Annotated in this window: 29 protein-coding genes and 1 riboswitch; of the genes, 13 read left to right on the top strand and 16 right to left on the bottom strand. The window is 66.4% G+C overall.

From position 1 onward, the window contains the following. Window positions 1-30 precede the first annotated feature (30 nt). The 8 genes from QY307_07325 to QY307_07290 form a co-directional block, all read right to left on the bottom strand. On the bottom strand, window positions 31-345 hold the full coding sequence (locus tag QY307_07325) for a hypothetical protein (protein ID WKZ81907.1): 315 nt from the start codon (window positions 343-345) through the stop codon (window positions 31-33). Next, window positions 338-1396, bottom strand: a complete 1059-nt coding sequence (locus tag QY307_07320; GenBank protein WKZ81906.1) for a DNA cytosine methyltransferase — start codon at window positions 1394-1396, stop codon at window positions 338-340. Before QY307_07320 ends, QY307_07325 begins: the two co-directional genes overlap by 8 nt. A gap of 244 nt (window positions 1397-1640) precedes the next feature. Beyond that, window positions 1641-2285: a hypothetical protein gene (locus tag QY307_07315; GenBank protein WKZ81905.1), complete on the bottom strand. Its 645-nt coding sequence runs from the start codon at window positions 2283-2285 to the stop codon at window positions 1641-1643. A gap of 47 nt (window positions 2286-2332) precedes the next feature. Continuing rightward, the gene (locus QY307_07310) at window positions 2333-3325 is read right to left on the bottom strand and encodes a hypothetical protein (protein WKZ81904.1); all 993 of its coding nucleotides are present in this window, start codon (window positions 3323-3325) and stop codon (window positions 2333-2335) included. Next, a complete protein-coding gene (locus QY307_07305; GenBank protein ID WKZ81903.1) occupies window positions 3322-5181 on the bottom strand; it encodes a hypothetical protein in 1860 nt (619 codons plus the stop codon). The genes QY307_07310 and QY307_07305 overlap by 4 nt, the downstream gene beginning before the upstream one ends. A gap of 221 nt (window positions 5182-5402) precedes the next feature. Then, window positions 5403-7085 (bottom strand): DUF262 domain-containing protein, encoded by a 1683-nt coding sequence (locus QY307_07300; GenBank protein ID WKZ81902.1) that lies wholly within the window; start codon window positions 7083-7085, stop codon window positions 5403-5405. A gap of 172 nt (window positions 7086-7257) precedes the next feature. After that, window positions 7258-7602: a nucleotide pyrophosphohydrolase gene (locus tag QY307_07295; protein ID WKZ81901.1), complete on the bottom strand. Its 345-nt coding sequence runs from the start codon at window positions 7600-7602 to the stop codon at window positions 7258-7260. Beyond that, entirely contained in the window at window positions 7599-9533 is a 1935-nt protein-coding gene (locus tag QY307_07290; protein ID WKZ81900.1) for a DUF2075 domain-containing protein, read from the bottom strand. The genes QY307_07295 and QY307_07290 overlap by 4 nt, the downstream gene beginning before the upstream one ends. Before the next feature lie 188 nt (window positions 9534-9721). Here QY307_07290 and QY307_07285 point away from each other — a divergent pair, with 188 nt between their 5' ends. The 5 genes from QY307_07285 (at window position 9722) to QY307_07265 (ending at window position 13135) form a co-directional block, all read left to right on the top strand. Further along, window positions 9722-10351: an NYN domain-containing protein gene (locus tag QY307_07285; GenBank protein WKZ81899.1), complete on the top strand. Its 630-nt coding sequence runs from the start codon at window positions 9722-9724 to the stop codon at window positions 10349-10351. A gap of 65 nt (window positions 10352-10416) precedes the next feature. Next, window positions 10417-10587: a hypothetical protein gene (locus QY307_07280; GenBank protein ID WKZ81898.1), complete on the top strand. Its 171-nt coding sequence runs from the start codon at window positions 10417-10419 to the stop codon at window positions 10585-10587. A gap of 219 nt (window positions 10588-10806) precedes the next feature. Continuing rightward, complete coding sequence (locus QY307_07275; GenBank protein ID WKZ81897.1) at window positions 10807-11151, top strand: hypothetical protein; 345 nt, start codon at window positions 10807-10809, stop codon at window positions 11149-11151. Then, window positions 11148-11456 (top strand): helix-turn-helix transcriptional regulator, encoded by a 309-nt coding sequence (locus QY307_07270; protein WKZ81896.1) that lies wholly within the window; start codon window positions 11148-11150, stop codon window positions 11454-11456. Before QY307_07275 ends, QY307_07270 begins: the two co-directional genes overlap by 4 nt. 398 nt (window positions 11457-11854) lie before the next feature. After that, window positions 11855-13135, top strand: coding sequence for a hypothetical protein (locus tag QY307_07265; GenBank protein ID WKZ81895.1), 1281 nt, complete (start codon window positions 11855-11857; stop codon window positions 13133-13135). Window positions 13136-13229: 94 nt separating this feature from the next. Here QY307_07265 and QY307_07260 read toward each other — a convergent pair whose 3' ends face one another. Continuing rightward, on the bottom strand, window positions 13230-13358 hold the full coding sequence (locus QY307_07260) for a hypothetical protein (GenBank protein ID WKZ81894.1): 129 nt from the start codon (window positions 13356-13358) through the stop codon (window positions 13230-13232). 1335 nt (window positions 13359-14693) lie between these two features. Between QY307_07260 and QY307_07255 the strand changes: the two genes are divergently transcribed. Then, entirely contained in the window at window positions 14694-15128 is a 435-nt protein-coding gene (locus QY307_07255) for a hypothetical protein (GenBank protein ID WKZ81893.1), read from the top strand. 78 nt (window positions 15129-15206) lie between these two features. Here the strand turns inward: QY307_07255 and QY307_07250 are convergent, their stop codons facing one another. The 5 genes from QY307_07250 to QY307_07230 form a co-directional block, all read right to left on the bottom strand. Beyond that, window positions 15207-15746 carry a hypothetical protein gene (locus QY307_07250; protein WKZ81892.1) on the bottom strand — a complete coding sequence of 180 codons (540 nt, stop codon included), beginning with the start codon at window positions 15744-15746 and terminating at the stop codon, window positions 15207-15209. A 186-nt stretch (window positions 15747-15932) separates the two neighbouring features. Continuing rightward, entirely contained in the window at window positions 15933-17006 is a 1074-nt protein-coding gene (locus QY307_07245) for a hypothetical protein (protein WKZ81891.1), read from the bottom strand. Between the two features lie 6 nt (window positions 17007-17012). Then, window positions 17013-17204 (bottom strand): hypothetical protein, encoded by a 192-nt coding sequence (locus tag QY307_07240; GenBank protein WKZ81890.1) that lies wholly within the window; start codon window positions 17202-17204, stop codon window positions 17013-17015. 3 nt (window positions 17205-17207) lie between these two features. Then, entirely contained in the window at window positions 17208-17483 is a 276-nt protein-coding gene (locus QY307_07235; GenBank protein ID WKZ81889.1) for a hypothetical protein, read from the bottom strand. A 35-nt stretch (window positions 17484-17518) separates the two neighbouring features. Next, on the bottom strand, window positions 17519-17953 hold the full coding sequence (locus tag QY307_07230) for a hypothetical protein (protein ID WKZ81888.1): 435 nt from the start codon (window positions 17951-17953) through the stop codon (window positions 17519-17521). Window positions 17954-18008: 55 nt separating this feature from the next. Next, a riboswitch (SAM-I-IV-variant riboswitch) is annotated at window positions 18009-18121 on the bottom strand. A gap of 158 nt (window positions 18122-18279) precedes the next feature. On the opposite strand from QY307_07230, the gene QY307_07225 reads away from it, so the two are divergent. From QY307_07225 to QY307_07200, 6 genes are all read left to right on the top strand, one after another. After that, complete coding sequence (locus tag QY307_07225) at window positions 18280-19080, top strand: SDR family oxidoreductase (GenBank protein ID WKZ81887.1); 801 nt, start codon at window positions 18280-18282, stop codon at window positions 19078-19080. Window positions 19081-19174: 94 nt separating this feature from the next. Continuing rightward, window positions 19175-19402, top strand: coding sequence for a type II toxin-antitoxin system CcdA family antitoxin (locus QY307_07220; protein ID WKZ81886.1), 228 nt, complete (start codon window positions 19175-19177; stop codon window positions 19400-19402). Between the two features lie 25 nt (window positions 19403-19427). Continuing rightward, on the top strand, window positions 19428-19799 hold the full coding sequence (locus QY307_07215) for a type II toxin-antitoxin system VapC family toxin (GenBank protein ID WKZ83776.1): 372 nt from the start codon (window positions 19428-19430) through the stop codon (window positions 19797-19799). 218 nt (window positions 19800-20017) lie between these two features. After that, entirely contained in the window at window positions 20018-20449 is a 432-nt protein-coding gene (locus QY307_07210; GenBank protein WKZ81885.1) for a MerR family transcriptional regulator, read from the top strand. Continuing rightward, complete coding sequence (gene merA, locus QY307_07205) at window positions 20446-22080, top strand: mercury(II) reductase (protein ID WKZ81884.1); 1635 nt, start codon at window positions 20446-20448, stop codon at window positions 22078-22080. Before QY307_07210 ends, merA begins: the two co-directional genes overlap by 4 nt. A 68-nt stretch (window positions 22081-22148) precedes the next feature. Beyond that, window positions 22149-22646, top strand: coding sequence for a DoxX family protein (locus QY307_07200; protein ID WKZ81883.1), 498 nt, complete (start codon window positions 22149-22151; stop codon window positions 22644-22646). On the opposite strand, the gene QY307_07195 is transcribed toward QY307_07200, so the two are convergent. After that, entirely contained in the window at window positions 22636-23868 is a 1233-nt protein-coding gene (locus QY307_07195) for a DUF3179 domain-containing protein (GenBank protein ID WKZ81882.1), read from the bottom strand. The two genes, QY307_07200 and QY307_07195, sit on opposite strands and share 11 nt — an antisense overlap. Window positions 23869-23989: 121 nt before the next feature. On the opposite strand from QY307_07195, the gene QY307_07190 reads away from it, so the two are divergent. Further along, on the top strand, window positions 23990-24265 hold the full coding sequence (locus tag QY307_07190) for a PGPGW domain-containing protein (protein ID WKZ81881.1): 276 nt from the start codon (window positions 23990-23992) through the stop codon (window positions 24263-24265). On the opposite strand, the gene QY307_07185 is transcribed toward QY307_07190, so the two are convergent. After that, window positions 24252-25394 carry a hypothetical protein gene (locus QY307_07185; GenBank protein WKZ81880.1) on the bottom strand — a complete coding sequence of 381 codons (1143 nt, stop codon included), beginning with the start codon at window positions 25392-25394 and terminating at the stop codon, window positions 24252-24254. The genes QY307_07190 and QY307_07185 overlap by 14 nt on opposite strands. Between the last annotated feature and the right edge of the window lie 130 nt (window positions 25395-25524).

The raw sequence follows: 25524 nt of genomic DNA, 5'->3' as shown, positions 1-25524 counted from the left end.
CCTCGGAACTGACTGCGGGTGGCCCTGGTGTCACGGGCTCGCGAGCAGATCTCGACTATACGGGTGCTCGAGAAGCCAGGCCCCCACGAGCTCCCGCAGCCGGCCTTGGTAGTTCGACAACGGCTTGAAGCCTCCGATCCAAGGGAGCGACGCCTCGGACAGCACCGCGCTCACATTGCACCATTTGTACTCCACTGCCTTGGCAGTTCGTCCGGGCAGCAGGCGTTGCGCCCGACGCCTGTGTTCGGCTTTGGTAACACTCGCTCCCGCCAGTTCGCACATCAGCATCACGAAGTACGAGTCCACTGCGACACGGATCTCGGCGTCGGACCACGCCTTACGCACCTGGAAGCCCCTCAGCCAGCGCCGAAAGCGCAGCGGCGTAACCGAGCGGCATGGGAACTGCATCACCGATCCACTTCGCCAACTGAGAACGAACCGGTGGCGTCGTCGGATCAGGCGCGAACACATAGGTGTCCGGAAAGCCCTGGAGCCGAGCGGCCTCACGCGGCGTGAGTACCCGACGCCTCGTCGGATGGGTGTAGCGGCCCCGGCCTGGTGTCATGAATCCCGTCGTGATCGTCGGACTGGGACGATCGCGATGAAGTCTCCCGTATACAGCGGTGTACGACGTGCCCTCGCGATGGCTCTTTGGCCGCACCTCGAGCGCTAGGTCGTGCTCCTCGTTGTCGAAGAGCCAGTCGATCCGTGCCTGATTCTCGGGGCTCACTTCGGTGACCTGGGTCATGGGGTCGCCGTCGACCCTGTCCTCGAGATCTGCGATCGCCCACCAGATAGATCGGGGCTCATCTTTGAGCGTCGCGGCCACGTCGGTCAACGGCAGTGGCGCACGATCACGACGTGCGATCAAGAAGTGCCTGGTACGAGTCTGAGGCCAGCCGAGTGCCGACGCCGACAGCATCCCGTCGACCACGGTGTAGCCCTCACTTCTGAATAGTGCTCTCGCGGTGTCGACCACGCCTTCGGTGTCGTTGAGCACCGCTGGCACGTTCTCGATGATGCACATCGGTGCGCCGGCCGCTACCGCAAACGCCGGCACGGTCAGATACAAGCTGTTGCGCGGATCCGACCGGCGCGTGCGGTTGTTGAGGTTCGAATGCCCCTGGCAGGGCGGACCGGCCAAGATCAGGTCTACGCCATCGGCGACACGCCGAACGTCGTCGACGATGATCTCGGGCCTGTACGAGAACCTGGCCCCACCGCCGGAGTCAGCGAATCGGTAGTCGATCAGGTTGTTGACAGGCACGGTCGTTCGCCGACGGCTCGCGTGGTTGGCCGCGTAGATGATCGTCGCCTCCTCGTCCTGATCGGCGATGAGCTCCGAGACGGCCTCGACACCGAGCTCCTGCGCGAGGAGCTGTACGCCGTTTGCCAACCCACCCGGTCCGCAGAACAAATCGACCGTCCTCAGGGTCCCGCCAAGGGCATGCGCAGGTTCAGGATGCCGACCCTCGAGGTATGCCCTCCACCACGCTCCCTTCGGATCGATCGGCGCTTGATCGGCGACTGCAATCGACGCGTCGACGGCCAGCCCACCCAATCGGAGCCGGTGCCTCACAGTGCGTTGATGTACCTCAAAGACCTCGCGGGTCGAACCCCTGGTGAGTGGCGGGGCGATCTCATGCATCTGCCCCATCATCCCAGATCGAGTCCACGATCTGTGCCGCCTCCAGATCGTCGTAAGTGTGGAGCACGATGTTCGTCCACGTACGATTGAGCCGCCGAGCAGCGGCCCGGAGCGCGTCGGTCTTCAGTCGGTCTTCGACCTGTCGCCGGGCGAGCGCCCTGGTCACAGCGGGTGCCGATCCGGTACGAACACGGATCACATGGCTTCGCCAGAAGTCGGTGCCCATCCGCACCGCGGACGCCAGCTCGGCGTGGTCAGGACCACCAACGGCTTGTGCCCGAAGGAACATCCGGGTCAGCACCGACTCGGTGTTGGACCTCGCGTCCACGTACTTGTCATGGTGACCTCTCTCGAATGGTCCGACTTCACGCCAGGCGATGAAGTCCCAGAAGTATCGGAGGGCCAAGTACCTCCAAAACCCTCGGTCGTCGAGGACCTCGATCGGAATCGAGCTCAGTGCACCGTGGATCAGGATCGCAGCGACCCCTTCGAGCCGGTCGCGGTCCTTGTCTGTCCAGGTCGCCATCTCGCCTTCGATCGCCTTCGCAGCCTGCTCGATCGGGCGCAGGTCGATGTCATCGCCGGTACCGAGCCAGTCGGCGAACGGTGCAACGGCGGGGCGGTGACCCTGGGCCATCTGTACTGCCAATGTCTGGCACTTCGATCTGGTGAGGACCGGGTATCTCACGAGTCACCGTCCTCGAGAAGATCAGCAAACCCAGCGAGCAAGTCGATCGCGTGCTCGGCCCCGGCAATCACCTTCTCGGGCGATTCTCGGACCATCTCGACCAGACGGTCACGCGTCGCCGGGGCAGCACCAGGCCCAGCGACCAATCTCACCACACTGCCGACCAGGCTCAAGCGCAACTCGTCGTACGAGCCGAATTCATCCGCCTCCGCCACCGCCGCCCTTCTGATCACCGCGCCAACGAAGTCGTACGCCATCTGCAGCTGGACAGCCCGGCTGGCCGCCGATCTGCGCCTGGCGTTGAGTTGCGCCAGAAGCTTCTCGTCGACGTAGAACACGGGGGCCTCCTGCTGAGCGAACGGCTCGAACACGTTGTGCTCCCCAAAGGAGACGAAGCGAATGGCCCGGGGCGGGAGGCTGAGTTCCTTGCGGGTGTCGTCGGTGAGAGGGGTCGGCGTCATGATCGCTGGCCCTGCGGAGGTCTCGACCCGATACCTCGCCCTGGTGACCCAGGTTCCCTTCAAGTAGGGGCGAAGCGGCTGCGGCTCAAGGTCGTGGGCAAGAATCACGCTTGCTTCGAGCGCGAATCCGGAAAACGGAGTCCGGAAGGCCGGCGATCGCCGGAGGTCCGTGAGCGAGGTGACGCGGCCTAGCTCCGACACGCGTCCGACCGGGACATCGATCAGGGTGTCGGCGATCTTCAGATATGGACTCGACGCGATCACCATCAGGTGAAGGTCGTCCGGGCCGAACCCGCCCTTGCCAGATGCCTCGAGGAGGTTCTCGACGAACTCGGAGAAGCCGCCATCGGTCTGGGACCACTCGAGGGACACGGGCAGGGATACGAATGCCTCCGGCGAGAACTCGGCCACGATCCCATCGCCGGCCGGACACACATGTTTGCCAAACAGAAGCCGAGTCTCCTCGAGCACCTGCTTCAGGCTGTCCAAGCCGACGAAAGGACGGACCGTGCGCGTCTCGCGGCTCATCGATCGTCCCCATCTGCATCGTGCAGTACCTCGATGACGACGCCGTCCGCGATGAGCCTTCCGGTCCACAGCGGGTCGTACGACTCGGATCGGAAGGAGAAGGCGGCGTCAGTGCCGCGTTCGAGTCGACCCACCCAGACCCCGACGTCCTCCAGTTCGAATCCAGTCGGAGCGGTGACGTGCAGGACCGCCGTCTCACCGACGCGATCGTCCTCGAGGAACCGGTAACTGATCGAGATGCGAACCAGGGCTTGTGACGTCTCGGCGTGATCTGTGAGTCCGAACGAGGCGCTGCCGACTACCTCGATCTTGCCGGCTTCGGTTGCCTGGGGTGCCTGCTGCAGGGCGATGGACACGGGTCGGTTGTCCGGTGGTGGAGGGTGCGGACCCTTCCCGCCACCAGACATGAGCTTGCGCACGATCGCGCTGAAGAAGGGCAGGTCGATGTCCTCAGGCGGGGGGACCGGCGGCTTCAAGCGGGTTCGGTGGTTGTTGACCGTCTGCTTGATGCGCTTCAAGACGTGGTCTGCCATGGCCAGGGCCTCACCGCTCACCTCGCCGTCGTCGGCCTTGGCGCGCCATGAGTCGTGTGCCTTCGGCTCGGTCTGCCGAAGCAGCTCATCGATCGATTCATCGGCCACGAAGGAGCCCCTGATGAACGGCGTAGAAGAGCCGACCTGGAAGTATTCGACGACCATCCGAGGGCCTCTCGTCAGCGCGACGAGGCTTCGGTGCGCTACTGCATCATCGTCGTCGGCGACCGTGTCGGCATACGACCAACCGCTGAGATCGGCGACCAACCCGATCGACCCCACATTCGGGTACCGCGGTTTGCCGCCCACCTGCGGGGTCTGTGGCCCGTTCAGCTGGGCGTACCAGCCGTCCTTGTCCGGCTTACTCCGACCGAGGGCGACCTCCCACGACTCGATGAATGAGTGGAGCACGGGGTCCTGCATCGGACGTGGGTGGAGCGTCACACCGTCGTAGTCGACGACGGTCACCGTGAAGTCGTTCATGTGGATCGCGGGCCACCAAGACCGCTCCACCGCCCGGATCAGGTCAGCGGGCTCGACCGACGGATCGACGAGAAGGAAAGTAGTTCCCAGCTGCTCGGATACCGTGGGATCACGAACCGGCAATCCGGCCCCAGCAGCCAGCTTGTCTGCCTCCTCGTTCTCGAAGGGTTGGATACGCCCGGCGGCGCCGCTGCTCAAGGTGCCGATGCCGGGATGGTTGACACCTTCGAGGTCGTGTGGTCCCCAATACGTCACACCGAGCAGCCGGCGCGAAACACCAGGATCGTCGGCCCGCTCTCGGAAGCACGAGTAGGCGAGCACCGACCGGATGCGTGAGCCGTTGATGAGACCTGCCTTGCCGTACCCGTACGAGCCGCCGGCGCCGCTTGCCTTCTCGGTGAATCCGATGCTCATAAGGGCCATGAACATGTGGGACTTGTTCTGGTCCCACGGCCCATGCATGCCAGACGCGCCGTGTTCGATGACTCTCAGGACGCGCAGTGGCGTGCCTTCGTCGCCGATCGAGTCAAGGGCGTCAGACCCGGCGAGACCTACCTTGGCACGATCGATCCGACTTGCGCGAGAAGCGAGACCAGCGAGGTCCATCGCTTCCACGATGGCTTGGCGATCCGAGCCGGTGAGCTCGAGGAATCGAAACTCCATGGCGAAATCCGGGGCGTCGGCGCCGAGCTCCCGGCTGAGTTCGATGCCCGCGTCCCAGGAATTCTGAATGACCTCCCGGGCGAGCAACGTGGCAGACGCCGGGGGATCGCCGACCGCCAGAATGCCGGGTGCCTTGGGCTCTTCATGACGGAAGATCTTGGCCAGGTCGCCGGACATCCCAGGACGGCCCGCATCGGTCTTCTCCCACTCCCACAGAACCTCAGACAGAGCTGTCCTCCTCGCTTCTGGCAGAAGATAGAAGTCCTAGTCGCCGGTGTCCAATGGTGTCTCCCAGCCACCTGGAGAGTCGCACCTATTCGTTCCGGCCACCGAGTGCCCCCCTCCCCCCGCGGGGTAGCAGGGGATCAATCCGACACAGAATCGGGCGGAGGAAGACACTACTTGGTCCGTGTGGTCGCGGCCTGGCGCGCCCTGCCCGTCGCTAGCTCCTTGATCATCCGGTGCAAGAGCGCTGCTCGGGCGAGAACAAACTCGTCGTAGGCGTCTGCCGAGTAGACGTCGCTGCTCATCGGCGGAAGGACATGGGACTGGAGCACAGCTTCGACATCGCACTTCATCCCCTGAAGCACATCGCGAATCTCGCTCAAGTACTCACTCGGCGGCCGAGCACCGATTCGCTTGTTCGTCTCATTGTCAATCATGGCTCGATTGACAATGAGATCCGACTCAGCACCCTTCTTGTGCTTGGCGAGCCATGCCTGGGGGAATATGTGATGGGATTCGACCTGCAGCTCCCTCATCGAATCTGGAGTGACCGGCATTCCTTTGTGGAAGTCCCGGCACTTGTTGTTCAGCGTCATCGCGACAATCCCCCGATAGAGCGCCTTGAGATTCGTACGCGCTGACTTAAGAATCTCCATGTCAAACGTGAACCCCGCGACAGCTTCAGGTGGGGTCCCGCCTTCAAACCATGACTCAAGATCCACGTAGTCACGACCCGCCTGGGAGTTGCCGCCTTGGTCGTAGTTCCTCATGAAGACCGTGCACCAGAAGTAGCGCTCAACAAGGCCTACGAGCCTGCCACGCTCCGGGCCTTTACCAGCCGAAATCTTGTGCCAGATAGCAGAAAGCGGGACAAGCATGGTCGCGTAGGGCATCCACGCCTTGTCCAGCACGCCACATTCGTCGCGGAGCATGCGAACGGCAGCATCGGCTCCCTTCGTAACAGACTCCCAATAGGCGGTGAAGTCGGTAGCAGTCAACTTGAGCACATCCGATCGTTGAGCCGATGCAGATGGCTTTTCACCGGCCGGGACCCTGGCCCGAGTCGTACGCACGGAAACCGCCTGCAGCAGCGAGTACGGGTCAACACCAAACTCCTTAAGGAGAGGGTATTCTGCCTGGGCGTTATCCCAATGTGCGCGGAGATCGACGCCATCGGGCCAGAACCTCGCCGTCAGAAGCTCAAAGACCGTGAGTGAGACGCCGCGCAGGTTCAGCGTCTCGAAAATCTTGCACACTGCGTCAAGGCTCGTCTTTTCCGGCAGGCTCACGACTGGAAACTGGTAATGCTTCACCGGATCTACCCAGCTCTTTACAAATTCCCGGAACGCCTTCCGTGCCGCGGGATCACCCCTCTTGTTGCGGTGTCCGTCAACGGCTTCTAGCCAATCATCAAGCCCATCGACGATCTTCGCTACCGGCAACAGCTCTTGACGAGCCTGGTCGTCGACCTTGGTTACCGCTCGAGTGCGGGGACTTCGTCCGCGGCGTGATCGAGCCAAGACCGACTTCTCCACATCGTCAGAGGTCGGCGAGTCTTTCAGGGCCTTGAGGTCAAGGTAGTAGATCGTGTCTCCAACCCCTCGAAGAGCCTGGTACAACGCCGTCAGGCGTTGCTGTCCGTCCAGGACGAGCTTCGGCGGACTTTGGGGCTTCCCGGGCGGTACACCCTGGAACCACCGCTCACGAAAGATGCCCCTTGCCCCCGACTGCTGGAGGAAAAGCAGCGCGCCACACGGGTATCCCATCATGATTGAGGCAATCAACGACTGAACATCCGCCGGATCCCAAACGAAGTCACGCTGGAAATCTGGCAAAGCGAGCTGGTAGTCATCCATATCACTCAAGAGCAGGCTGACTGATCTCGCGTACGGGACGACGGGCTCAATCAGCTCGGATCTAGGTATCACTCTGTTCCTCCACGTTCTTCGTCCAAGCCGCCGTCGGCTTCACGATACCGAGCAAGGCCAGCGGAGAGCGCCAGGGACAGGCACCGCGACATCTTGCCGGTCACCTCTTCCCCGCGCTCCCTCGCACCTCGCCCGCCTCGTACCGCTCCTGGTTCTCACGAAGCTTCCTCCACACCTCCACACCCAGGTCCACGCCAAGCACGTCCGCCAGCCTGACCAGGTACTGCAGGACGTCGGCGATCTCGTCGGCGGCGGCCCGGCGTTGGTCATCGGTGAGGGCCGCCGACTCGTCCGGGGTGAGCCACTGGAACACCTCGAGCAGCTCCCCGGCCTCTGCGGCCAGGGCCATCGCCAGGTTCTTCGGGCTGTGGAATTGCTCCCAGTCCCGGTCGGCGGCAAACCGGTGCAGGTACTCCCGCAACTCCCCCAGGTCTAGTTCGCTCATGCGTCCTCCCGCACCGGCTCGTCGGCGGTGACGGCTGCAGGCTCCTGCCCCGCCGGCGGCAGCTCCAACCTGCTGAGCACGAAGTCCCGGGTGGACTCGTCCTCGAAGTACACGAAGCAGCCCTTCAGTCCCCTGGTCAGCAGCACCCGGTAGGTCTGCTTCACCAGGGCGGTGAAGGCCTCCTGCGAATCCCTCGCCGCCCGGCGCACCACCGAGTCCTTGGAGAACTCGGACTGGCCGACCCAACCCTGCCGCTGCCGGTACACGAGATCCCTCCCGAACACCACACCCACGTAGTCGAACTCGAACCCCTGGGCGGTGTACACGCAGCCCACCTGGTCGAGCCCTCCCGGGTCCGACGCCCAGAAGTTCGACTTGGGGATCCCGGGGGCCAGACGGGCCGCCTCCGCCCTGGCGTTCCAGGGCATCTCCCAGTCGTCCACCTTCACGTCGGGGACCAGGGTGCCATCGTCGCTGGGATTCGACCACGGCCAGCAGAACCCGGCGACCAGCCGCGCGGTGTGACCCTGCGCCGCCTTCTGATTGATCAGTGCCTGCAGTTCCCGGGGCGAGTCGACCACGTCGAACTCGAACCGATCCTCGGACCCGAACAGCACGTGCGGGGTCCTGCGGATGTCGAGCGTGTTGTCCACCCATTGCACGAACCCGTCAGATCCCCCGCAGCGGAACTGGGCCTCGAGCTCGTAGTCGAGCACCTCGACCCCCCGGCGACGCGCTGCGTCGCGGATCAAGGCGGCACTCCCGGTTTCGAAGGGCCGCACCACCTGAAGGTCGTCGAGGAAGAACACCGACACCCGGGCAACGTCGATCAGCTCGTCCACCTGGGGGCGATCGGTGCGATCCGCCTTCCTGGTGAACCGGTTGTGGCTGGTCTGGCGGATCCGGTGGGCCTCGTCGCAGATGATCACGTCGAGGATCTCCGGATCCTCGTTCAGATACGAGTTGAAGTACTTGAAGATGGCGCCGGCCCGCCGCCCCACCACCCTGCGGACGTTCTCGGTGAACGCCTTGGACCCGGTGGCGTGGTGGGTGGTGTACCCGGCGCGGGACAGTTCGGCCACCAGGTTCAGGGCGATCACCGACTTGCCGGTGCCGGGCCCGCCGTTGATCACGAACACCGCCTTCTCGCCGGTGGCGTGCCTCTCGGCCACCCGGGCCAGCACCGAGTTGAACACCACCCGCTGCTCGTCGAGCAGGGTGTAGGTGGGCTCTCCCTCGATCATCTTCGCCGTGTGGTCGAGCAGTCGCTTGTGCGGGGCGTACCGGCCGCGCAGCACGGTCTCCAGGATCGGGATGCCGCCACCGTTTCCCAGGTGCAGCCGCAGGTACCCGGCGAGGTCGGTCGACCGATCCCCGGTGAAGATCGGGGCCGCCTGCAGCAGGTCGAGATGACGGCTTGCGAACAGCTCCGACTCGGCGTCGAACGTCATGTTGTGCAGGAAGGAGCAGGTGCTGAGGGCGATCTCCTGCGATGTGAACGCCGAGTGGGTGTCGGCCAGGTACTGGCGGTAGCCGAGCACCTGGGCCGACGGATGCAGCACCTCGCGCTTGCGCCCGCCGACGAAGGTGACGACGCACTCCTCCACATGGGTCGGCTCGGTCGCCGACCACTGCTTCAGCTCGACGATCACCCCGTGCGGCTGGCCCGAGCCGTCGTTGCCGGTGAGCATCACATCGAGGCGCCGCGAGCTGAGCGGGAGCTGCCACTCGACCACCACCCCGTGATCGTCGAGCCCGGCGTGCTGCACCACGTTGCCCATGGCCCGCAGGGAGTTCTGCCATGCCGCCACCTCGGACTGCGGCGCCCGATACCGGTACTGCTCGAAGAACGATGCCGCGATCTTGTCGCCGATGGCGTTGAGGGTGGCATCCTCGACGAACTGCGGGGTGGGGCCGGAGTAGAGGTGCATCGGTACGGGGAGGGTACCGGGGCAGCAAGGGGGGTGTCAGGGGCCGGAGATTGTCCCCGACGCGCAAAGGCCCGCCTTGCGGCGGGCCAAGCGGTCCCGGCCACCGAAGTGACGCGGGTGGGTTGCCGTTCATTATCGGGGCGTCCGACGGGCTAGTCAAGGGATGACCCTGCACTTACCTTTGCGGGATGGCGACTTCCGTCTACATCGACGGCTTCAACCTCTACTACGGCCTGCTTCGCGGGAAGGCGAATCGCCGATGGCTCGACCCCGTGGCGTTGTCGGCTCGGCTGCTACCTGGCACCACGATCGCGAAGATCAAGTACTTCACGGCCCGGGTGCGCGACTTCGACGGATCAGGCGCTCATCAGCGGCAGGACGTGTACCTCCAGGCACTCAGGACCATCCCCCATCTCGACATCATCGAAGGGTCGTTCCGGATCGGTGCCAGAAGGCGGAAGCTCGTCGATCCGCTCGATGACGGCACCACCTTCGTCAGGGTCTGGATTCCTGAGGAGAAGGGTTCCGACGTGAACCTCGCCGCACACCTCGTTCTCGACGGTGCACGCTGCAAGTACGACCGAGCACTCGTGATCACCAACGACTCCGACCTCGCGGAACCGATCCGTCTCGTCCAGCACGAACTCAACATGGACATCATCATCGCCCACCCATCCAAGTCGATTGCAGGGGCGCTCGAGAACGTCCACCCGGCATGCTCGATGCCCATCCGGGTCAATTCGATCCTGCAGTCACAGTTTCCCGACCCGGTACTGGATCGAACTGGCCATCCGATTCGCAAGCCAAGAGGCTGGTGAGCCCGAGGTCGGGCCAGCGGCCAATCGAGGTCCGCCCCCGCCTGGACCTGGACCCGAGGAGGCGCGTGGGCCGACCCATCGGACCCATCACGATCTCGGAGGTCGGCGGCACCGAGGCCGGCCGGGAGTTCCTCGTCGAGGCGACCAGCCAGACCGGGACCATGGGATCGACGACCGTCACCGAATCCCGCACCGAGTCGGGCACCACGGTGACCGTGAAGTACGCCGGCGGGTGAGCGAGGGCGTTTCCGGGTCGGCTCGGTCCGGGGCCCGCGGCGGGTCGGATCCGGGCGATGTGACCATCGTGGGCGCCCGGCGGCCCTGTGGCGAGGGGCTGGTCCCCGGCTGTCCGTTGCGAGACGATGGCCGCGGCGCGGCGGACTCGTATATATCTACCTAAACCGGGTACCATGCCGCCAGACCGGGTGATCCTCGAAGGACCAGGAGCACGGATCGTGATCGCACCCGACACCGCCGGTCGCTACCGGGCGGAGGCGTACCCGCTCGACCTGGCACGACGCCGCCCGGAGGAGTTCGCCAAGGTCCAGGCGCTGCTCCACCGGGTGGCCCAGGTGGGGCCCCAGGGGATCCGCAACACCCAGCGGATCCGGCCGCTCGGTGACGGGCTGTTCGAGATGAAGTCCGGCGACACTCGTCTCTTCTGGTGCTACGGAACCACACCCGGCACCCAGCGCACCGTGGCCCTGCTGAGCGGTGTCACCAAGAAGCGCCGTGCCCATCGACCCGAGCACGTCAACGCAGCCCGTCTGATCATGAGCACCTACAAGGCATCGTCATGAGGTCGCTCCCAAGTCTTCTCGGTGCCACCACACCCGCCTTCGAGGCCGAGCGGTTGATCCTCGCCACCACCGAGATGATCCTCGGCATCATGGAGGAGCAGGGAGTCACGCGCGCCGTGCTGGCGGATCGGCTCGGTCGCACGCGGGGGCATGTGTCGCAGGTACTCAACGGCGACCGCAACATGACCCTGCGCACCCTCGCCGAGATCCTCCACGCCCTCGACGGTCGGGCGGAGATCACCGTGACGTCGCCCACAGCGCTGGCGACGGCCGAACGCCACCCACAAACGCCTGACCCTCACTGAGCACTCGTCCCACCCGCCACTCGAGCGACGAATCACGGCGCAGGGGCAGCGGCCCGTGGCCGGGGAGGTCGCCGCAGCGGCAGAGACCGCCGCGAGAGTGGGCTGGACTGCCGTCGCGACCACTGCACTGTTTCCACGGAGACGGGTGACGGGTCGGGTATCGCACCGCTCCAGTGTCAATTTGCTACCTTCGTAGCCATGCGCACCTGCTCAGGTAGCGACGGTGACCCCCTCCGTTGTGGAGAAGAGCCGATCCTTTTCAAGATTCCGCTGGCCGGGGACTCAGGACACGCCGCGTTCGCGAATGGCAAACCCCTCTCTGCCAGAGAAACCCGACACTTGGCACAGATGGGCGCCCAGAGGGCGGACAATCGATGACTCGGCGTTCAGCTCCGGCGATGAAGGTGGCCCGGATCATCCCGGTTACGGGGATCGGTAGTGAGGTTGAAGCGGAGCAGAGGGCAACCTCCGCCACCCTCGCCGTTCTGTCGATCGTCAACGATCTCGCGACCGCGTTACTGGGTCCCATGGGCGCGCCAGGCGCGAAGCGCTCGAGAGTCGAGGCGTTCACTGAGGTGTACTTCGGTGGCGCTTCGAAGAGGGATCGGCCGGATGGCTTGATCGTGGTCACATATGGCAAGACCCAGTGGAGGGCCCTGGTCGAAGTGAAGACGGGGTCGGGCACCCTCGACGCCGACCAGATCAACCGCTACTGGGACATTGCTCGGACCGAACGGATGAACGCTGTGATCACCATCTCGAATGAGATCCCCGCGGAACACGGCAGCCACCCCACCCCAGGTCTCAAAGTCACTGCCAAGTCACCCGTCAGGGTGCACCACCTCTCCTGGTCGGAGGTTCTCCTCACAGCCCGGAGGATCAAGGACCACACACCGATCGACGATCCCGAACAGTCATGGCTGCTCAATGAGCTGATCCGTTACCTGGAGCACCCCAACTCTGGAGCGCTCACCTTCGACGACATGGGCCCACACTGGGTCGCTGTGCGCGAGGCAGCGGCCACGAAGACCCTCAACTCTCGATCCCTGGGGACTGAAGAAGTCGTCACCGCCTGGGAGCGACTCATCGGGTTTGCGGCGCTCAGGCTTTCTTCGGCGGTCGGCGAGGACGTGCGACTCGTACTGGCTGGCGATGAACGTAAGAACCGGTCCCGCGCCCTCAAGTCAGCTCTGTGCGAACGCGGAGTCCTCGACGCCACCCTTCGCATCCCCAAGACGGCGGGGGATCTGGAGCTGGAGGCGGACCTCAGAGCGGGCCAGCTCACCGCCGCGATCAGCGTACGGGCACCCCAGGATCGCGGTGCTCGCGCGCGGGTCACATGGCTCCTGAACCAGGTGGGGGGTGCTTCACCCGATCTCTTGGTGGAGAGCTACCCGAAGAACGTGAAGACCCCGGCCGTAGCCCCACTTGGTGAGATCATCGAAGACAAGCGAGCACTCCTCGATGACCTCCGCCGCGACCCATGTCGCTTTCGGGTGGTGGCCAGAACGCCGATGGGTTCAGGACGCAAGTCAGGCCGGAAAAGCTCCTTCATCGAATCGGTACTCGGGCTAATCGATACCTTCTACGACACGGTCGTCCAAGAGATTCGAGAGTGGCAGCCACCCACGCCCCAACGTCTCGTGTCCGAGTCCGAACCCCAGAACGAAGACGAATAGACCTGTGATCGCCCCAATGTGGGGTGATAGACGAAGTGCAGCCCAGCGGACGCGGGTTGAGCCCGACACCCTTGGCCGTGACCCGGGCCCCCCCTCACCCCTCGATGGTCACGAAGGAGTTCGCCAGGTCACGGGCGACGCCGCCGACCTCCATCCAGAACCGCTTGTTCTCCGGGTCGCCGGGCACGAAGAGGTGGTCGTACTTGATCCGGTCGTCCCCCAAGACGATCGACTCCCAGCCGCTCTTCTACACTGACTGCATGGGTCGACTACCTCTCGCAGTCTCGACTGCTGCCCTATTGCTTGGACTGACGGCTCCGGCATGCTCAGGCCAGGACTCTGGCCAAACCCTGGATACGGGCACCCTCAAACCGATGGGTCAGGCCCAGCGTGAGGCACAGCTCTATCAGATTGTCGTCGACGAAGCGCAGTCGTTGGGTCTCCCCATTGCCCAGTTCGACAGAGCGGGCCTCGTCGCTAGCGCATACCTCATGTGTGACTCTCACAGTCTCAGTCCTCTTTCCGAATCGGATTTCGTTTCGTCGGCATTGGCGGCATGGGATCGGTCCGATTCTCAAGCGCGGGCAGCAGCAGAAGCCGCCGGTTGGACACGCGATTCGATGGCCGTGATTGCTGCCGTCCAATACTGGACTGCAATGACACTTATCTGTCCGTACCGTTGAGGTAGTGGGCCACATTGCCTCTGTCTGAGATGCCAGACACCTACTCGCCATCATCGTACTTGCCAGGATTCAACAACCCGACAATCACCAGATTACTAGACAACGTGAGCCTACCGCCGCTGCGCAACAGTCATCGATAACCCCCGGAGGATACACGATGATTGCTAGGATCCGCTTCACATGGCTGGGGTTGACTCAAGAGTCAACAACTCTTCTACGTCATGACGAGAGACGTAAGTGAGGACGCTGTCCAGTAGCTGTGTGTTACTCCTGCGTCACGAGGACTCCAGTAGACGCCACGCCTCCGCAACACCACGAGCCTTGACTTTTCTCCCTGGTCGAACGACCACGGCACGGAAACCGGCCGTTTGGGTATTCGCATGAGGAATACCTGGCCATCTCTTACGTCGGCATTGAAGGATCTGAACTCTCCGGTACGTCACTTCATGGATCATCGCTTTCCGAATGTGGGCGACCTTCAACAAGCCTATAGGGATCAAGTCGGACCCCTGATTGTCCGAAAGTGTGATGGTGACCTCAACCTCGGAACACTCGGCGGAGCATTCGACTGGATGGTCCGCTTCCTGGTACACCCTGAACCTGACCTACGCCTCGCCGTCCAGGGCGCGATGCTCTCTCGACTTCCTGGATTACGGGGTGCATTCAGCGAGCTTACGGCGTCACTGGGTTTCGGTAGGGGTGGCACTGCCAGCTTCCAGGGGCCAGTGCGAGGATCGTCGCTGGACCACGATGTTCTTGCAAGGGGATGCTGGGTGCTCGCCCTTTTCACCGAGGTGGTCCGGGTAGGAGTAAAGCCCGGATCGCCCCTACGCTATCCCAGTTCTCGCGGGGTCCGAGGCGAGACGCTACTCGGCTTGGCGCCTGACGCCGCAATCACGCAGTTGGACGAACTTCGGGCGGTGACCGAATCGGTGCTACTCCCTACCCTGGCACGACGGAAAGGGCGATGGGATCTTGGGCCTACTTTCGATGGGTCACACTTCCTGTCCGGCGATGCCGATCTGATCGCAGCAGGGTTACTCCTTGAGGTGAAGACATCGCTTGGCCGCAAGGGAAAGGACGGGATGCATAGGCCAACCCTCGACAAGCAGACGGTCCTGCAGCTCGCGGGGTACACCCTCATGGATTTCACCAATAGATACGAGATCTCAGAGCTCGGCGTTTTCTCAGCCCGGTACCGAAGTCTGATCACATGGCAACAATCTGAGTTCTTCAATACCCTTGGCAACCGCCACGTCGACCTTGCCGCTGAGAGGGAGGCATTCTCTAGCTTGCTCCGGAACATGTGAAGGCAAGTCAGGCCGGTGCAGCCATGGACTGGGCCGATGACGTCGCGTACGCCGTCCACGATTCCGAGGGCTTCGCTTCTAGGCATCGATCGCCCACGCGCGCCGGAACGGTGTGGATACATTCGCCGGTGCCCTAGCGATGTACTCGATGGCCTTCGCCCTGTTCGTCGCGGGGAGCCCGTCGATGTAACGAATAGCCGAAGTGACGCTGAAGGCTGCACCGCTCTTCATCTCGAAGTTCGGTTCGAGGTCGGTCCAGACGACCCCGTCGATGTCGCCGGCCTCGGCCCACGCCTTGATGGCCTTCACTGCAAGGTCATCCCGTCCGCGGCAGTCGCCACTCTCCAGGTCGACAAAGCCGATCCGCGACTCCTCGGTCTCCTCTCGCCGGCAAAGGTCCCCGATCGCGTCGCCAAGATGGACCTGCTGGCTCAGGACGGAGTAGGTCTGGCATGGATCACCATGCTCCCGGTCGATCACGAGTGTGAGCCTGCCATCGCGGGAAACCCTGGAGAACTCGAGGGGAAGCACCGGGCCGGTCCCCTGCCAGGGTCCGTCTATGGGCAAACTGCCTGGATTCCAAACAAGAGAGCCCCACCCGAGAATCGTGATCCTCATGCTCGACCTCCCACACTCGTGCTCTCAGCACTTCGGAACGAACGGCGCCGGTCTGCCACGACGTCAGGTGACCCCAGCGTACGTCACACCCGAGCGAGCACCCCTGGCGAGTCGGCCGGACCACGGCGGACGGCCAACCGCGAACACGTGAAAAGGGTGTCGCATCCGCTTCCGCCGCACCCCCCCTCACCCCTCGATGGTCACGAAGGAGTTCACCAGATCACGGGCTACGCCGCCGACCTCCATCCAGAACCGCTTGTTCTCCGGGTCGCCGGGCACGAAGAGGTGGTCGTACTTGATGCGGTCGTCCCCCCTCGGGATCCGCTCCACGCTGCGAGCCGCGAACTCCTGCAGCTGCCTGGCGTTGGCCAGCCGCCCGTTCACCGCCACGTAGTACAGCCCCAGCTTCTCCACCTGGCCGATCTCATGACCCAGGCGCCTCCCCGCCTCCACGAACTGGCGCAGCGTGATCAGCACCCGATCCCCGAACGACATCGCCGGGATCACGAACTGGTTGACCACCGGGATCCGGCTCAGCACGTCGCTCCCCTTGGGACGCCCCCCGATCCGCTGCTTCATCCCCTCCAGGCTGAACCCCGAAGACCCGGCGAGCACGAACGCCACATGGCCACCCCCAAGGTTCACATCCAGGTGCGGCATCAGCACCTCGTACGGCCAGGGCTCGCCGGCGTGGGCGTCGGCCTCGTCGATCAGGCACAGCACCGGCGGCTCCAACCCGGCCAGCCCCTCCAGCCCGGCCCGGAATCCCTCCTCGTCCAGGCGAGCCAGGTTCAGCTCCACGTAGCGGACCGCACCCCCCATCCCGGCGGCGACCTGCTCCACGAAGAAGGTCTTGCCGCTCCCCGGCGCCGCCCACACCAGATGGTTCTCCCGCCGCCCGGAGCGCTCCTCCAACCCGGCGACGATCCGCACCCGGGCGTCCTTCAGGTCGTTGAGCACCCGGGTCTCGTACCGCGTGTAGGCGCCGACCACCTGATACCGGGAGAGCCGCACCTCGTCCATCGCCGCGATCAGCGGGTACTGCCAGTAGGGGCTGGCCTTCCCCGCTTCACGCAGGGCGTCGTGGTACGCCTCCACGTACTCCTCGCCCCGCTCCAGGTAATCGGGTGCCAGGCGTTGGGTGAACAGCGGGCCGCTGAAGATCTCCGCCCAGGTGGCAACCGGCAGTATGTAGTCCTCGCTGGCCTGCGAGTACAGCTCCCATCTCCTGACGTGCTCTTCCGACCGGAAGAGGTTCATGCGGCTTCAGTTGAACGCCCCGGAACCCTCCCGCCACTGCACGAACGGCGAGATCTGATACCCCACCACCGTCTCCGGGTCTACCCGCACCCCGCCGTCGCCCATCACCACCCGGATCTGCTCGCCGCAGTCGAGGCAGGGCATCTCGGCCACCACCTCCTTGCCCGGGACCAGCCAGCGCACCGCCAGCGACTCCATCCCTCACAACCCGAACCAGCCGTGGTCCCCGTCGATGGAGATGCGCACGTGGGTGGGCACGTTGGAGAACGGGCCCCACGCCTCCACGTAGTCGGTGTCGTGGCTCATCCAGCAGGTGGCCGCCGGGGCCGCCTCCGCCGCCTCCCGCTGCAGGATGCGGGCCTCCTCTATCGGCACCCCCAGCACCTCGGCCAGCTCGGTGTAGTGGGGGGCACGACGGTGGGTCACCATGTGGTCGAGGATGGTGGTGTAGGTCTGCTGCAGCAGGTCGGTCGACATCGACACCCCCCGGGGAAGCCGCGGTCACGGCGAGGCTACCTCTCCAGGCGGCGACGCGCCGGGAGCACGGTCGAGGCACGCACGGCGCGATCGGCGGCCCGCCACCGCGGAGGGCAGTCGAGGCAGTAGGCGGGCTCGTCGGTGACCATGACCACGATGGCGCAACCGGAACCCATCGGCACGTAGAGCACCTTCCAGGAGGGTGCCCGGTACGACTCGGGGAGCCCCTCGAGGCCACCGCACCTGGCGTCGATCTCCTCTGCCGCCTCCGATGCCAGTGCCGACCACATCCACTCGTGTGCGCCATTCGCCGTTGCCGCCAGTATCCAGCGGCCCTCGATCGCCACCAGCCGCACCGGGTACCGGCCCGGGTCGCGGTGATGCTTGGTCGCCGGGATGAAGTGCGGGGCGTGACCGCCGGTGTAGCTCATTCCGCCCACGTGGTGGGTTCTCTGTGAGGTCGATGGCATGTCCGCTCCTCTCGCGGGACGGACACCGGCGCCTCACGCCCGGTCGGGTGGCGGCGACACGGACCTTGGTTGCCCTCTCGGGCCACATCCGCCTGACGGCGAAGGCACCTTGGGTGTCCGTCCCAGGTTGCCGGGCCCGCCGGATGCGGGCCGCTCTAGATGCGATCCCGATGATAAGGGGTGGCACCGTCGGAAACCGCCTCACCTGGGGTCAGGACGGGCCGAGACCCCCGGTGCCAAAGGACCCCGTCGCTCGGGACGCCCGGCACTGCCCCTGCCGCTCCTGATTCGATACGGTTGAATCGTCCCGAAGAAGGAGGCTCCTCATGAACTTCGACGGCAAGGTGATCGTGGTCACCGGCGGCGGCAGTGGCATCGGCCGGCAGCTGGTGCTCGCCCTGCTCGCCCGGGGGGCCAAGGTGGCGGCGGTGGACATCCGCTCCGAGAACCTGGAGGAGACCGCCTCCCTCGCCGGCGCCGGAACCCGCCTCGCCACCTTCGTGGTCGACGTCACCGACGCCGGCGCCGTGGCCGGGCTCCCCGACAAGGTGATCGCCGCCCTCGGAACCGTCGACGGCTACATCTCCAACGCCGGGATCATCCAGCCGTTCGTGCGGCTCAAGGACCTCGACCGGGCCACCATCGACCGGGTGATCGACGTCAACCTGTACGGGACGATCCACATGGCACGGGCCTTCATCCCCCACCTGCTCGCCCGGCCCGAGGCGCACATCGCCAACGTGTCCAGCATGGGCGGGTTCCTCCCGGTGCCGGGACAGACCGTGTACGGGGCCGCCAAGGCCGGGGTGAAGCTGCTCAGCGAGGGACTGTACGCCGAGATGCTGGGCACCGAGGTGGGCGTCTCGGTGATCCTGCCGGGGGCGATCGCCACCGACATCACCGCCAACTCGGGGGTCGAGGTGCCGGTGGCGGCGGACTCGGGCAAGGAGTACCGCACCACCTCCGCCGAGGACGCCGCCCGGATCATCCTCGACGGGATCGAGAAGGGCCGCCTGCACATCTTCGTGGGGCGCGACTCCCGGATGATGAACCTGCTCACCCGGCTGGCGCCCCGGCGTGCCGCCCACCTCATCACCAAGCAGATGAAGGACCTCCTGCCCTCGTAGAGGGACGGCACCCGTCGACGGCCTGGGGTGGGGAACCGCCGGCCGCAAGAGCGAAGGGCTTCCCCATACCGGGTTGGGTGTGTATGTTATGCGCATGTCGCGGGTCAACGTCTACCTGCCCGACGAGCTCGCCGCTGAGGCGAAGGCGGCGGGCCTGAACCTCTCCGGCCTCACCCAGGAGGCGATCCGCTCGACGCTCGCCGCTCGTCGCCTCGACGACTGGCTCGACGACGTCGCCGGTCTCACCCCACTCGACGTCGATCGGGACGCAGTCGCCGTCGCCTTGTCCGCAGCCAAGGAGGAGTTGGCGGGCCGTGCCTGAGCGGCTCATCGTCGACGCCTCGGCGATGATCGAAATCCTCCTCGGAAGCGGGCGGGCGCAGGCCATCCACGCTCGACTTCGCGGACACGAGCTGCACGTACCCGCCCACTTCGACGCCGAGGTCCTCTCCGCGCTCGGCCGGCTGGAGCGATCCGGCCACCTGGAGGCCGCCGACGCGGCCGAACGGATCGAACGCCTCGCCGCCGCCCCCTTCGAGCGGCACCCCCTCGCCCCGCTGCTGACGGGCGCCTGGCAGCGGAGGCACAACCTCCGCCTCGTCGACGCCCTGTACGTCGAACTCGCCGATCGGATCGAGGCGCCGATCGTCACGGTCGACTCCGGCCTCGCCGCCGCATCACCTACGGCCGAACACGTCGACCAACTCGACACACCCTGACCTCGGCGGTGATCGCCACCAGCATTCATCCCGGCGCGCCACGGCCGAGGCGCTCGGAACCGCCGTCGGGTCGACCATCCCGGCGGAGTACCCCGGGCCGAAGGTGCGTCAGGCGGCCGCCTCATGGTCAGGCGACATTGCGCGGGATCCCGAAAACTCCTTGACCTTGGAGTAACTCCAAGGTCTACGGTGTTGTCGAGAGGCAGGGAAGGACCCCCGTGAAGATCGGTGAAGCCGCCGCTGCGGCCGGCCTGGAGCCATCCGCCATCCGCTTCTACGAGAAGCAGGGAGTCCTGCCGCGGCCTGCGCGCACCGAAGCGGGGTACCGCCGGTACGACGCCGACGACGTCGCCCTCCTCCGCCTGGTGCGGGGGGCACGGCGGCTGGGCGTCCCCCTCGACGACGTCAAGGAGATCGTCGCCCTTCGGGTCCGGGGCGAGGCGCCATGCGCCGTCGTGCGCCATGCGATGGCCCGGGAGGCGGAGATGATCGACACCCGCATCGGCGAGCTCCAGGCGCTGCGCCAGGAGCTGCTCCGGCTGCAGGAGCAAGCCGACCGCCTCGCCGACGACTGGCCCTCCGGCTCCTGCGTGTGCCACATCGTCGAAGGCGAGAACCCACCGGTCACGAAACGGAAGGCGCCGAGATGAACGAGCGGATCGAGCTCCAGGTAGAGGGGATGCACTGTGACGGGTGCGAGACCACCGTGGGCGACGCCCTCGGCCGGGCCGGCCTCGGCGACGTCGCCGTCGACTGGCGGCGGGGAACCGCCACCGGCATCCCCACCGCCGCCTTCGAGATGTCGACCGCCACCAGGGAGGTGAGCGCCGTCGGGTACGGCCTGGTCATCGCCCCGACGCCCGACCCCGCCCCGGACGCCACCGGCGCCGGCTACGACCTGGTGATCATCGGCTCCGGGTCGGCCTCCTTCGCCGCCGCCATCAAGGCACGCGACCTGGGAGCCACCGTGGCGATCGTCGAGAGCAGCGAGATCGGCGGCACCTGCGTCAACGTGGGATGCGTCCCCTCGAAGGCGATGCTGCGCGCCGCCGAGGCCTACTGGAAGGCCGGGCACGGGCCGTTCGCCGGGGCCGAGACCATGGCAGGGGGCGTCGACCTCCGGGCCATGGTGGCGCAGAAGGACGCCCTGGTGGCGAAGATGCGAACCGACAAGTACCAGGACCTGCTCCCCCATCACGGGATCGACCTGATCCGCGGGACCGCCGCCTTCGTCGACGGCGACACCATCGCCGTGGACGGGCACCTGGTGAAGGGGTTCCGCTTCCTGATCGCCACCGGCGCCGCACCGTGGATTCCACCCATCGAGGGGCTCGACACCGTCGACCACCTCACCTCCACCACGGCCCTGGAGCTCGACGAGGTCCCGGCCAGCCTGATCGTGGTCGGCGCCAACGCCATCGGGCTCGAACTGGGCCAGCTGTTCACCCACCTCGGGTCGCGGGTCACCTTCGTCGAGGCCCTCGACCGGGTGGCCCCCTTCGAGGAGCCGGAGATCTCCGAGGTGATCGCCCGGCGGCTCGAGGCGCAGGGCGCCACCGTCCACATCGGCGCCCGGATCGTCGCCGCCGGAAGGGCTGGGTCGCGGTCGTGGCTGGACCTGTCTTCGCCGAAGGGCCCGGTCCGCCTGGAGGCCGACCGTATCCTGATGGCCACCGGGCGCCGGGCCCGCACCGCCGGGCTCGGGCTCGAGGCCGCCGGGGTGGAGACCGACCAGCGGGGCCAGGTGGTGGTCGACGCCGACCTGCGCACCACCAACGAACGGATCTACGCCGCAGGTGACGTCACCGACCTCCCCCAGTTCGTCTACGTGGCCGCCCTGGCGGGGAACGTCGCCGCCGAGAACGCCCTGCGGGGCACCACCCGCAAGATCGACCTCACCACCATGCCCCGGGTCACCTTCACCTCCCCGCAGGTCGCATCGGTGGGGCTCACCGAGGCCCAGGCCCGGGAGGGGGGGAAGCGGGTGATCACCTCGATCCTGCCGATGTCGGTGGTGCCGCGGGCGATCGTCGACGGGGACACCGAAGGCCTGGTGAAGCTGGTCGCCGACGAGGCGTCGGGCCACCTGCTCGGTGCCCACGTGATCGCAAACGACGCCGGCGATGTCATCCAGGCGGCGGTGATGGCGCTCAGGTACCGGGCGACGATCGACGAGATCGCCACCACCTTCCACCCCTACCTCACCATTGCCGAGGCCCTCAAGCTCGCCGCCCAGGGGTTCGGCAAGGACGTCGCCACCCTCTCCTGCTGCGCCGCCTGAGGCCGGCGGCGAGCGGAACATCTTGCGGTGCCGCGGCGTTTCCGGGAACACCCCGAAAGGACACCGGCATGCCCGACCTGGCCCTTCTCATCCTGCGCCTGGCCCTCGGCCTGGTGCTGCTCGCCCACGGGGTGAAGCACCTTCGCAACCGCCAGAAGACGATCGCCTGGACGGCAGCGATCGGGTTCGAGAGCCCGAACATCCAATGGTTCTTCATGGCGTTCGCCGAGATCGGCGTCGGACTGTCGCTGGCCTTCGGGCTGCTCACCTCCCTCGGTGCCGCCGGCCTGGTGTCGCTGATGGCGGTCGCCTTCTGGACGGTCCACCGTCACGCCGGATTCTGGATCACCGCTCGGCCAGATGAGGGATGGGAGTACGTGTTCGTGCTCGCCGCGGCGGCGGTCGCCATCGCCCTCCTCGGACCGGGCGAGTGGTCGATCGACCACGCCCTGGAGATCGCCGACGACCTCGACGGCGAAGTCGGGCTCGCCATCGTCGGGGCGGGGGTGGGGGCCGCAGCCGCCCAACTGCTCGCCTTCTTCCGGCCCGGTCGCCTCAGTCGCTGATCGGGGTTCGATCCGTTACCAACCGGGTGCCCGGCCGGTAGGTGGACCAGGCGAACCAGAAGGTGTCCAGGTGCACGACCCTCTCCAGGCGGGAGCCTTCGAGCGCGCCGGCGACGGCGCGCCCGGTGATGTCCCAGGACGTCCCGGTGGAGGCGTCCACGAATTCGCCGTCCTCACCCACCTCGAACTCCATGACGGTCCGCTCCACCACCCGGACGAACACTCCGACCGAACCCACATCCTGCCCCGTCGAGATGGCGACGTCGTCGAGGGCACTGGACTGTCCCGCCTTCCAGAAGATCACGATCGGGACCCCGCCCACTTCGGCACTCGTGGCGCTGGCCGAGTCGGCGACGAGCGCGTCGAGAGCCCAGGCGACCGATTCCTCGCCCAGGGTGACGCCCACCACACGGCGCATCGCCGCCGCCCTGTCGTCCACGGTCCCGTCGAAGAGGAAGGGCTGGTTGTCGACGTCGTCGTACCCGTCGTAGGGGTTGCGACCGTAGTCGCGGGTGAACCCGGTGGCGTCACGGTCGAGCACCAGGCCGTCGGGGAAGGTGGCCTTGAATTCGGCCCAGGAGAGCAGGGGCGAGGGGATCGCCTTCAGGACGGTCCCGGCGAGCATGCCCACCACGGCGGTACCGTCGTAATGGGTCCACAGGCTCTCGGTTGCCCGGTCGTACATGACAAGGGCCGAGCTGTACAGGCTGCCCGAGGTCCCGAAGGTGGTCACCACCCCGTTGATGGTCCACCCATAGGCGACGGCGCTGTTGCACAGCGGGCAGTAGGTCACCGCCACCGGCACGCCGCCGACCACGTCGTTGACGATCTCGTGCCAGATCAGTATCTGTGCCGGGTAGGCGCGGGCGTCGCCGTCGATCTCGATCACCACCACCGCCTCGGTGTCGGCGAGCCAGGCGTCAGCCTCGCTCACCGAGATGAACTGCGGATCGTCGATGGGCGGAATCCCGTCGGGAGGCGGGCCCCCGGAGCGGATGTCCGACACATCGACCAGTGGCGGCGGGAACTCGGGGGCGTTGCGATCGCTCAGGGCGGAAGGGCCCTCGGGAAGCGAGCCGAGCGGAAGCCCCTCGAGCACCGGGCCTTGCGGGATGGTGGTGGCCGCCTCACTGGTGGTGACGGTGGGATCCTCGCCGGACGTGCCGGTGCAGGCGGAGGCGAACAGCGCAAGGGCAGCCAGGGCGAAGGACGGTCTGGTCATGGAGGCTGCAACCGTCCGGGAGGTGGATGCCTTCCCGTCGGTCAGGTCGGGGCCCGCTTCGCGGCCGCTCTGCGGGAATGATTCCGGGAACCACCACATCCCCCGCGGAGTCGAACCGGGCGTGGATCAAGACGAGGATCTCATCACCCAGGCCAACCTCTCCAGGCGCCTGCGGCGCCAGACCAGGCGCGCCTCGGTGGCTGTGATCGGCGGGTCGACGGTGGCTCTCGGCATCGTGCTGCTGCCCCTCCCGGGGCCGGGGACGCTGGTGATCCTGGGAGGTCTCACCATCCTCGGGCGGGAGTTCCCCCGGGCGGCCCGTGCCGCCCTGCGGACCCGCCAGGCCGCCCGCCAGACGGTGGACAGGGCAAGGCGGTCGGCGCTCAGGCAGCGGTGAGGCCGGACGAGCCGACGGGACCGGCCCTATCCGTCCGGTAGCGCTCCACGAAACCGACCATTCCCGCAGCCACCGCCATCCCGAGGGCGGCGAACACACCCAAGGGGCCGAACCGCCCCGCGCCAACCAGGATTCCGCCCACCGCCGGACCCACCGCCCGCCCCAGGGCCATCACCGCCTGGGCATCGCCGGTGCGTTCGTCGGCCACCAAGGACCAGTCGGCGATGGCACCGAGCACCCCGGGCACCGCCATCCAGAAGGCGAAACCCCAGGCCGCCATGCTCAGGTAGAAGACCACCGGGTTGGGCACCGCCACCAGGGTCCCGGCGGAGGCCACGATCACCACCATCCACGGCCACGATCGCGCCGGGCGAGGGAGGCGGCGCGCCCCGATGAGACCGGTGAGGGCGTTGAGGCTGTATCCGAGGGAGACGGCCACCGCCTCCATGGCGATCTCCCGATCGGCGAGGGCTCCGACGAATACGAACAGGGAGGATCCCGCCATCGTGAGCACCCCCAGCCCCGCGATGAGCACCAGGTTGGACCGCGACGGGCTCATGGCTGCGCCCCGGCGGCGTTCGCTGGGCTGGATCCGCACCGGCAGCAGGGTCACCGGCAGCGTGGCGGCGCCGAGGAGCAGGTACACCGCACGGTCGCCACCCCACGCCGCCAGCCAGCCGAGGAGCGGTGCGGCCAGCAATGCCGACACGGGGCCGACGGCGGCCACGTCGCGCATGGACGGTCCGCTACGCATCGCCTCCGCCCAGGCCAGCCAGGTCATCACCCCGGCGGCGGCCCCGGCGACGAAACGCAGCACCAGGAGCAGACCGAAGTGGCTGCCGGCGGCACTGGCGAGGTCGGCGAGTCCCCCGACCACGGCGGCGACCACCAGGAGCGACCGGCGGGCACGCCACCACCTGCCGGCTACGAAGGTCACCACGGCAAAGCCTCCAACCTGAAGTGCCGAGATCAGCCCGGCGGTGCCGAGGGCGACCCCGTAGCGCTCCGCCACCTCGGGGATCAAGAACGGTGTGGCGGCGAAGAGGAGGGAGACCGAGGACGCCGCCACCAGCAGGGCCACCGGGGCGCCCCGGCGGGTGGCGAGCATGCTGCGGATCGGGGCGAACACCCTGAGGAGTGTATGGGGTGAGCGGTGGCGTGGCCGCCCACATGGTCTGGCGGCGGTCTCTCCCCCGGGGAGGTGGCCGGAAGGGCCGGAGGGGGCAACACCCGACCGGTGCTACAGCAAGACCGGGCCA

The sequence above is a fragment of the Acidimicrobiia bacterium genome, assembly GCA_030584185.1.
In the GTDB taxonomy this organism is placed as follows: domain Bacteria; phylum Actinomycetota; class Acidimicrobiia; order Spongiisociales; family UBA11373.
This window is presented reverse-complemented; position numbering and strand designations above follow the sequence as displayed.

What these genes read in the sequence shown, in the direction of transcription:
- QY307_07315 (WKZ81905.1), bottom strand. Translation starts at nt 2,285, where the DNA reads ATGGCCCAGGGTCACCGCCCCGCCGTTGCACCGTTCGCCGACTGGCTC.
- QY307_07310 (WKZ81904.1), bottom strand. Translation starts at nt 3,325, where the DNA reads ATGAGCCGCGAGACGCGCACGGTCCGTCCTTTCGTCGGCTTGGACAGC.
- QY307_07305 (WKZ81903.1), bottom strand. Translation starts at nt 5,181, where the DNA reads ATGTCCGGCGACCTGGCCAAGATCTTCCGTCATGAAGAGCCCAAGGCA.
- QY307_07300 (WKZ81902.1), bottom strand. Translation starts at nt 7,085, where the DNA reads ATGGATGACTACCAGCTCGCTTTGCCAGATTTCCAGCGTGACTTCGTT.
- QY307_07295 (WKZ81901.1), bottom strand. Translation starts at nt 7,602, where the DNA reads ATGAGCGAACTAGACCTGGGGGAGTTGCGGGAGTACCTGCACCGGTTT.
- QY307_07290 (WKZ81900.1), bottom strand. Translation starts at nt 9,533, where the DNA reads ATGCACCTCTACTCCGGCCCCACCCCGCAGTTCGTCGAGGATGCCACC.
- QY307_07285 (WKZ81899.1), top strand. Translation starts at nt 9,722, where the DNA reads ATGGCGACTTCCGTCTACATCGACGGCTTCAACCTCTACTACGGCCTG.
- QY307_07270 (WKZ81896.1), top strand. Translation starts at nt 11,148, where the DNA reads ATGAGGTCGCTCCCAAGTCTTCTCGGTGCCACCACACCCGCCTTCGAG.
- QY307_07265 (WKZ81895.1), top strand. Translation starts at nt 11,855, where the DNA reads ATGAAGGTGGCCCGGATCATCCCGGTTACGGGGATCGGTAGTGAGGTT.
- QY307_07250 (WKZ81892.1), bottom strand. Translation starts at nt 15,746, where the DNA reads ATGAGGATCACGATTCTCGGGTGGGGCTCTCTTGTTTGGAATCCAGGC.
- QY307_07245 (WKZ81891.1), bottom strand. Translation starts at nt 17,006, where the DNA reads ATGAACCTCTTCCGGTCGGAAGAGCACGTCAGGAGATGGGAGCTGTAC.
- QY307_07240 (WKZ81890.1), bottom strand. Translation starts at nt 17,204, where the DNA reads ATGGAGTCGCTGGCGGTGCGCTGGCTGGTCCCGGGCAAGGAGGTGGTG.
- QY307_07235 (WKZ81889.1), bottom strand. Translation starts at nt 17,483, where the DNA reads ATGTCGACCGACCTGCTGCAGCAGACCTACACCACCATCCTCGACCAC.
- QY307_07230 (WKZ81888.1), bottom strand. Translation starts at nt 17,953, where the DNA reads ATGCCATCGACCTCACAGAGAACCCACCACGTGGGCGGAATGAGCTAC.
- QY307_07225 (WKZ81887.1), top strand. Translation starts at nt 18,280, where the DNA reads ATGAACTTCGACGGCAAGGTGATCGTGGTCACCGGCGGCGGCAGTGGC.
- QY307_07220 (WKZ81886.1), top strand. Translation starts at nt 19,175, where the DNA reads ATGTCGCGGGTCAACGTCTACCTGCCCGACGAGCTCGCCGCTGAGGCG.
- QY307_07215 (WKZ83776.1), top strand. Translation starts at nt 19,428, where the DNA reads ATGATCGAAATCCTCCTCGGAAGCGGGCGGGCGCAGGCCATCCACGCT.
- merA (WKZ81884.1), top strand. Translation starts at nt 20,446, where the DNA reads ATGAACGAGCGGATCGAGCTCCAGGTAGAGGGGATGCACTGTGACGGG.
- QY307_07200 (WKZ81883.1), top strand. Translation starts at nt 22,149, where the DNA reads ATGCCCGACCTGGCCCTTCTCATCCTGCGCCTGGCCCTCGGCCTGGTG.
- QY307_07195 (WKZ81882.1), bottom strand. Translation starts at nt 23,868, where the DNA reads ATGACCAGACCGTCCTTCGCCCTGGCTGCCCTTGCGCTGTTCGCCTCC.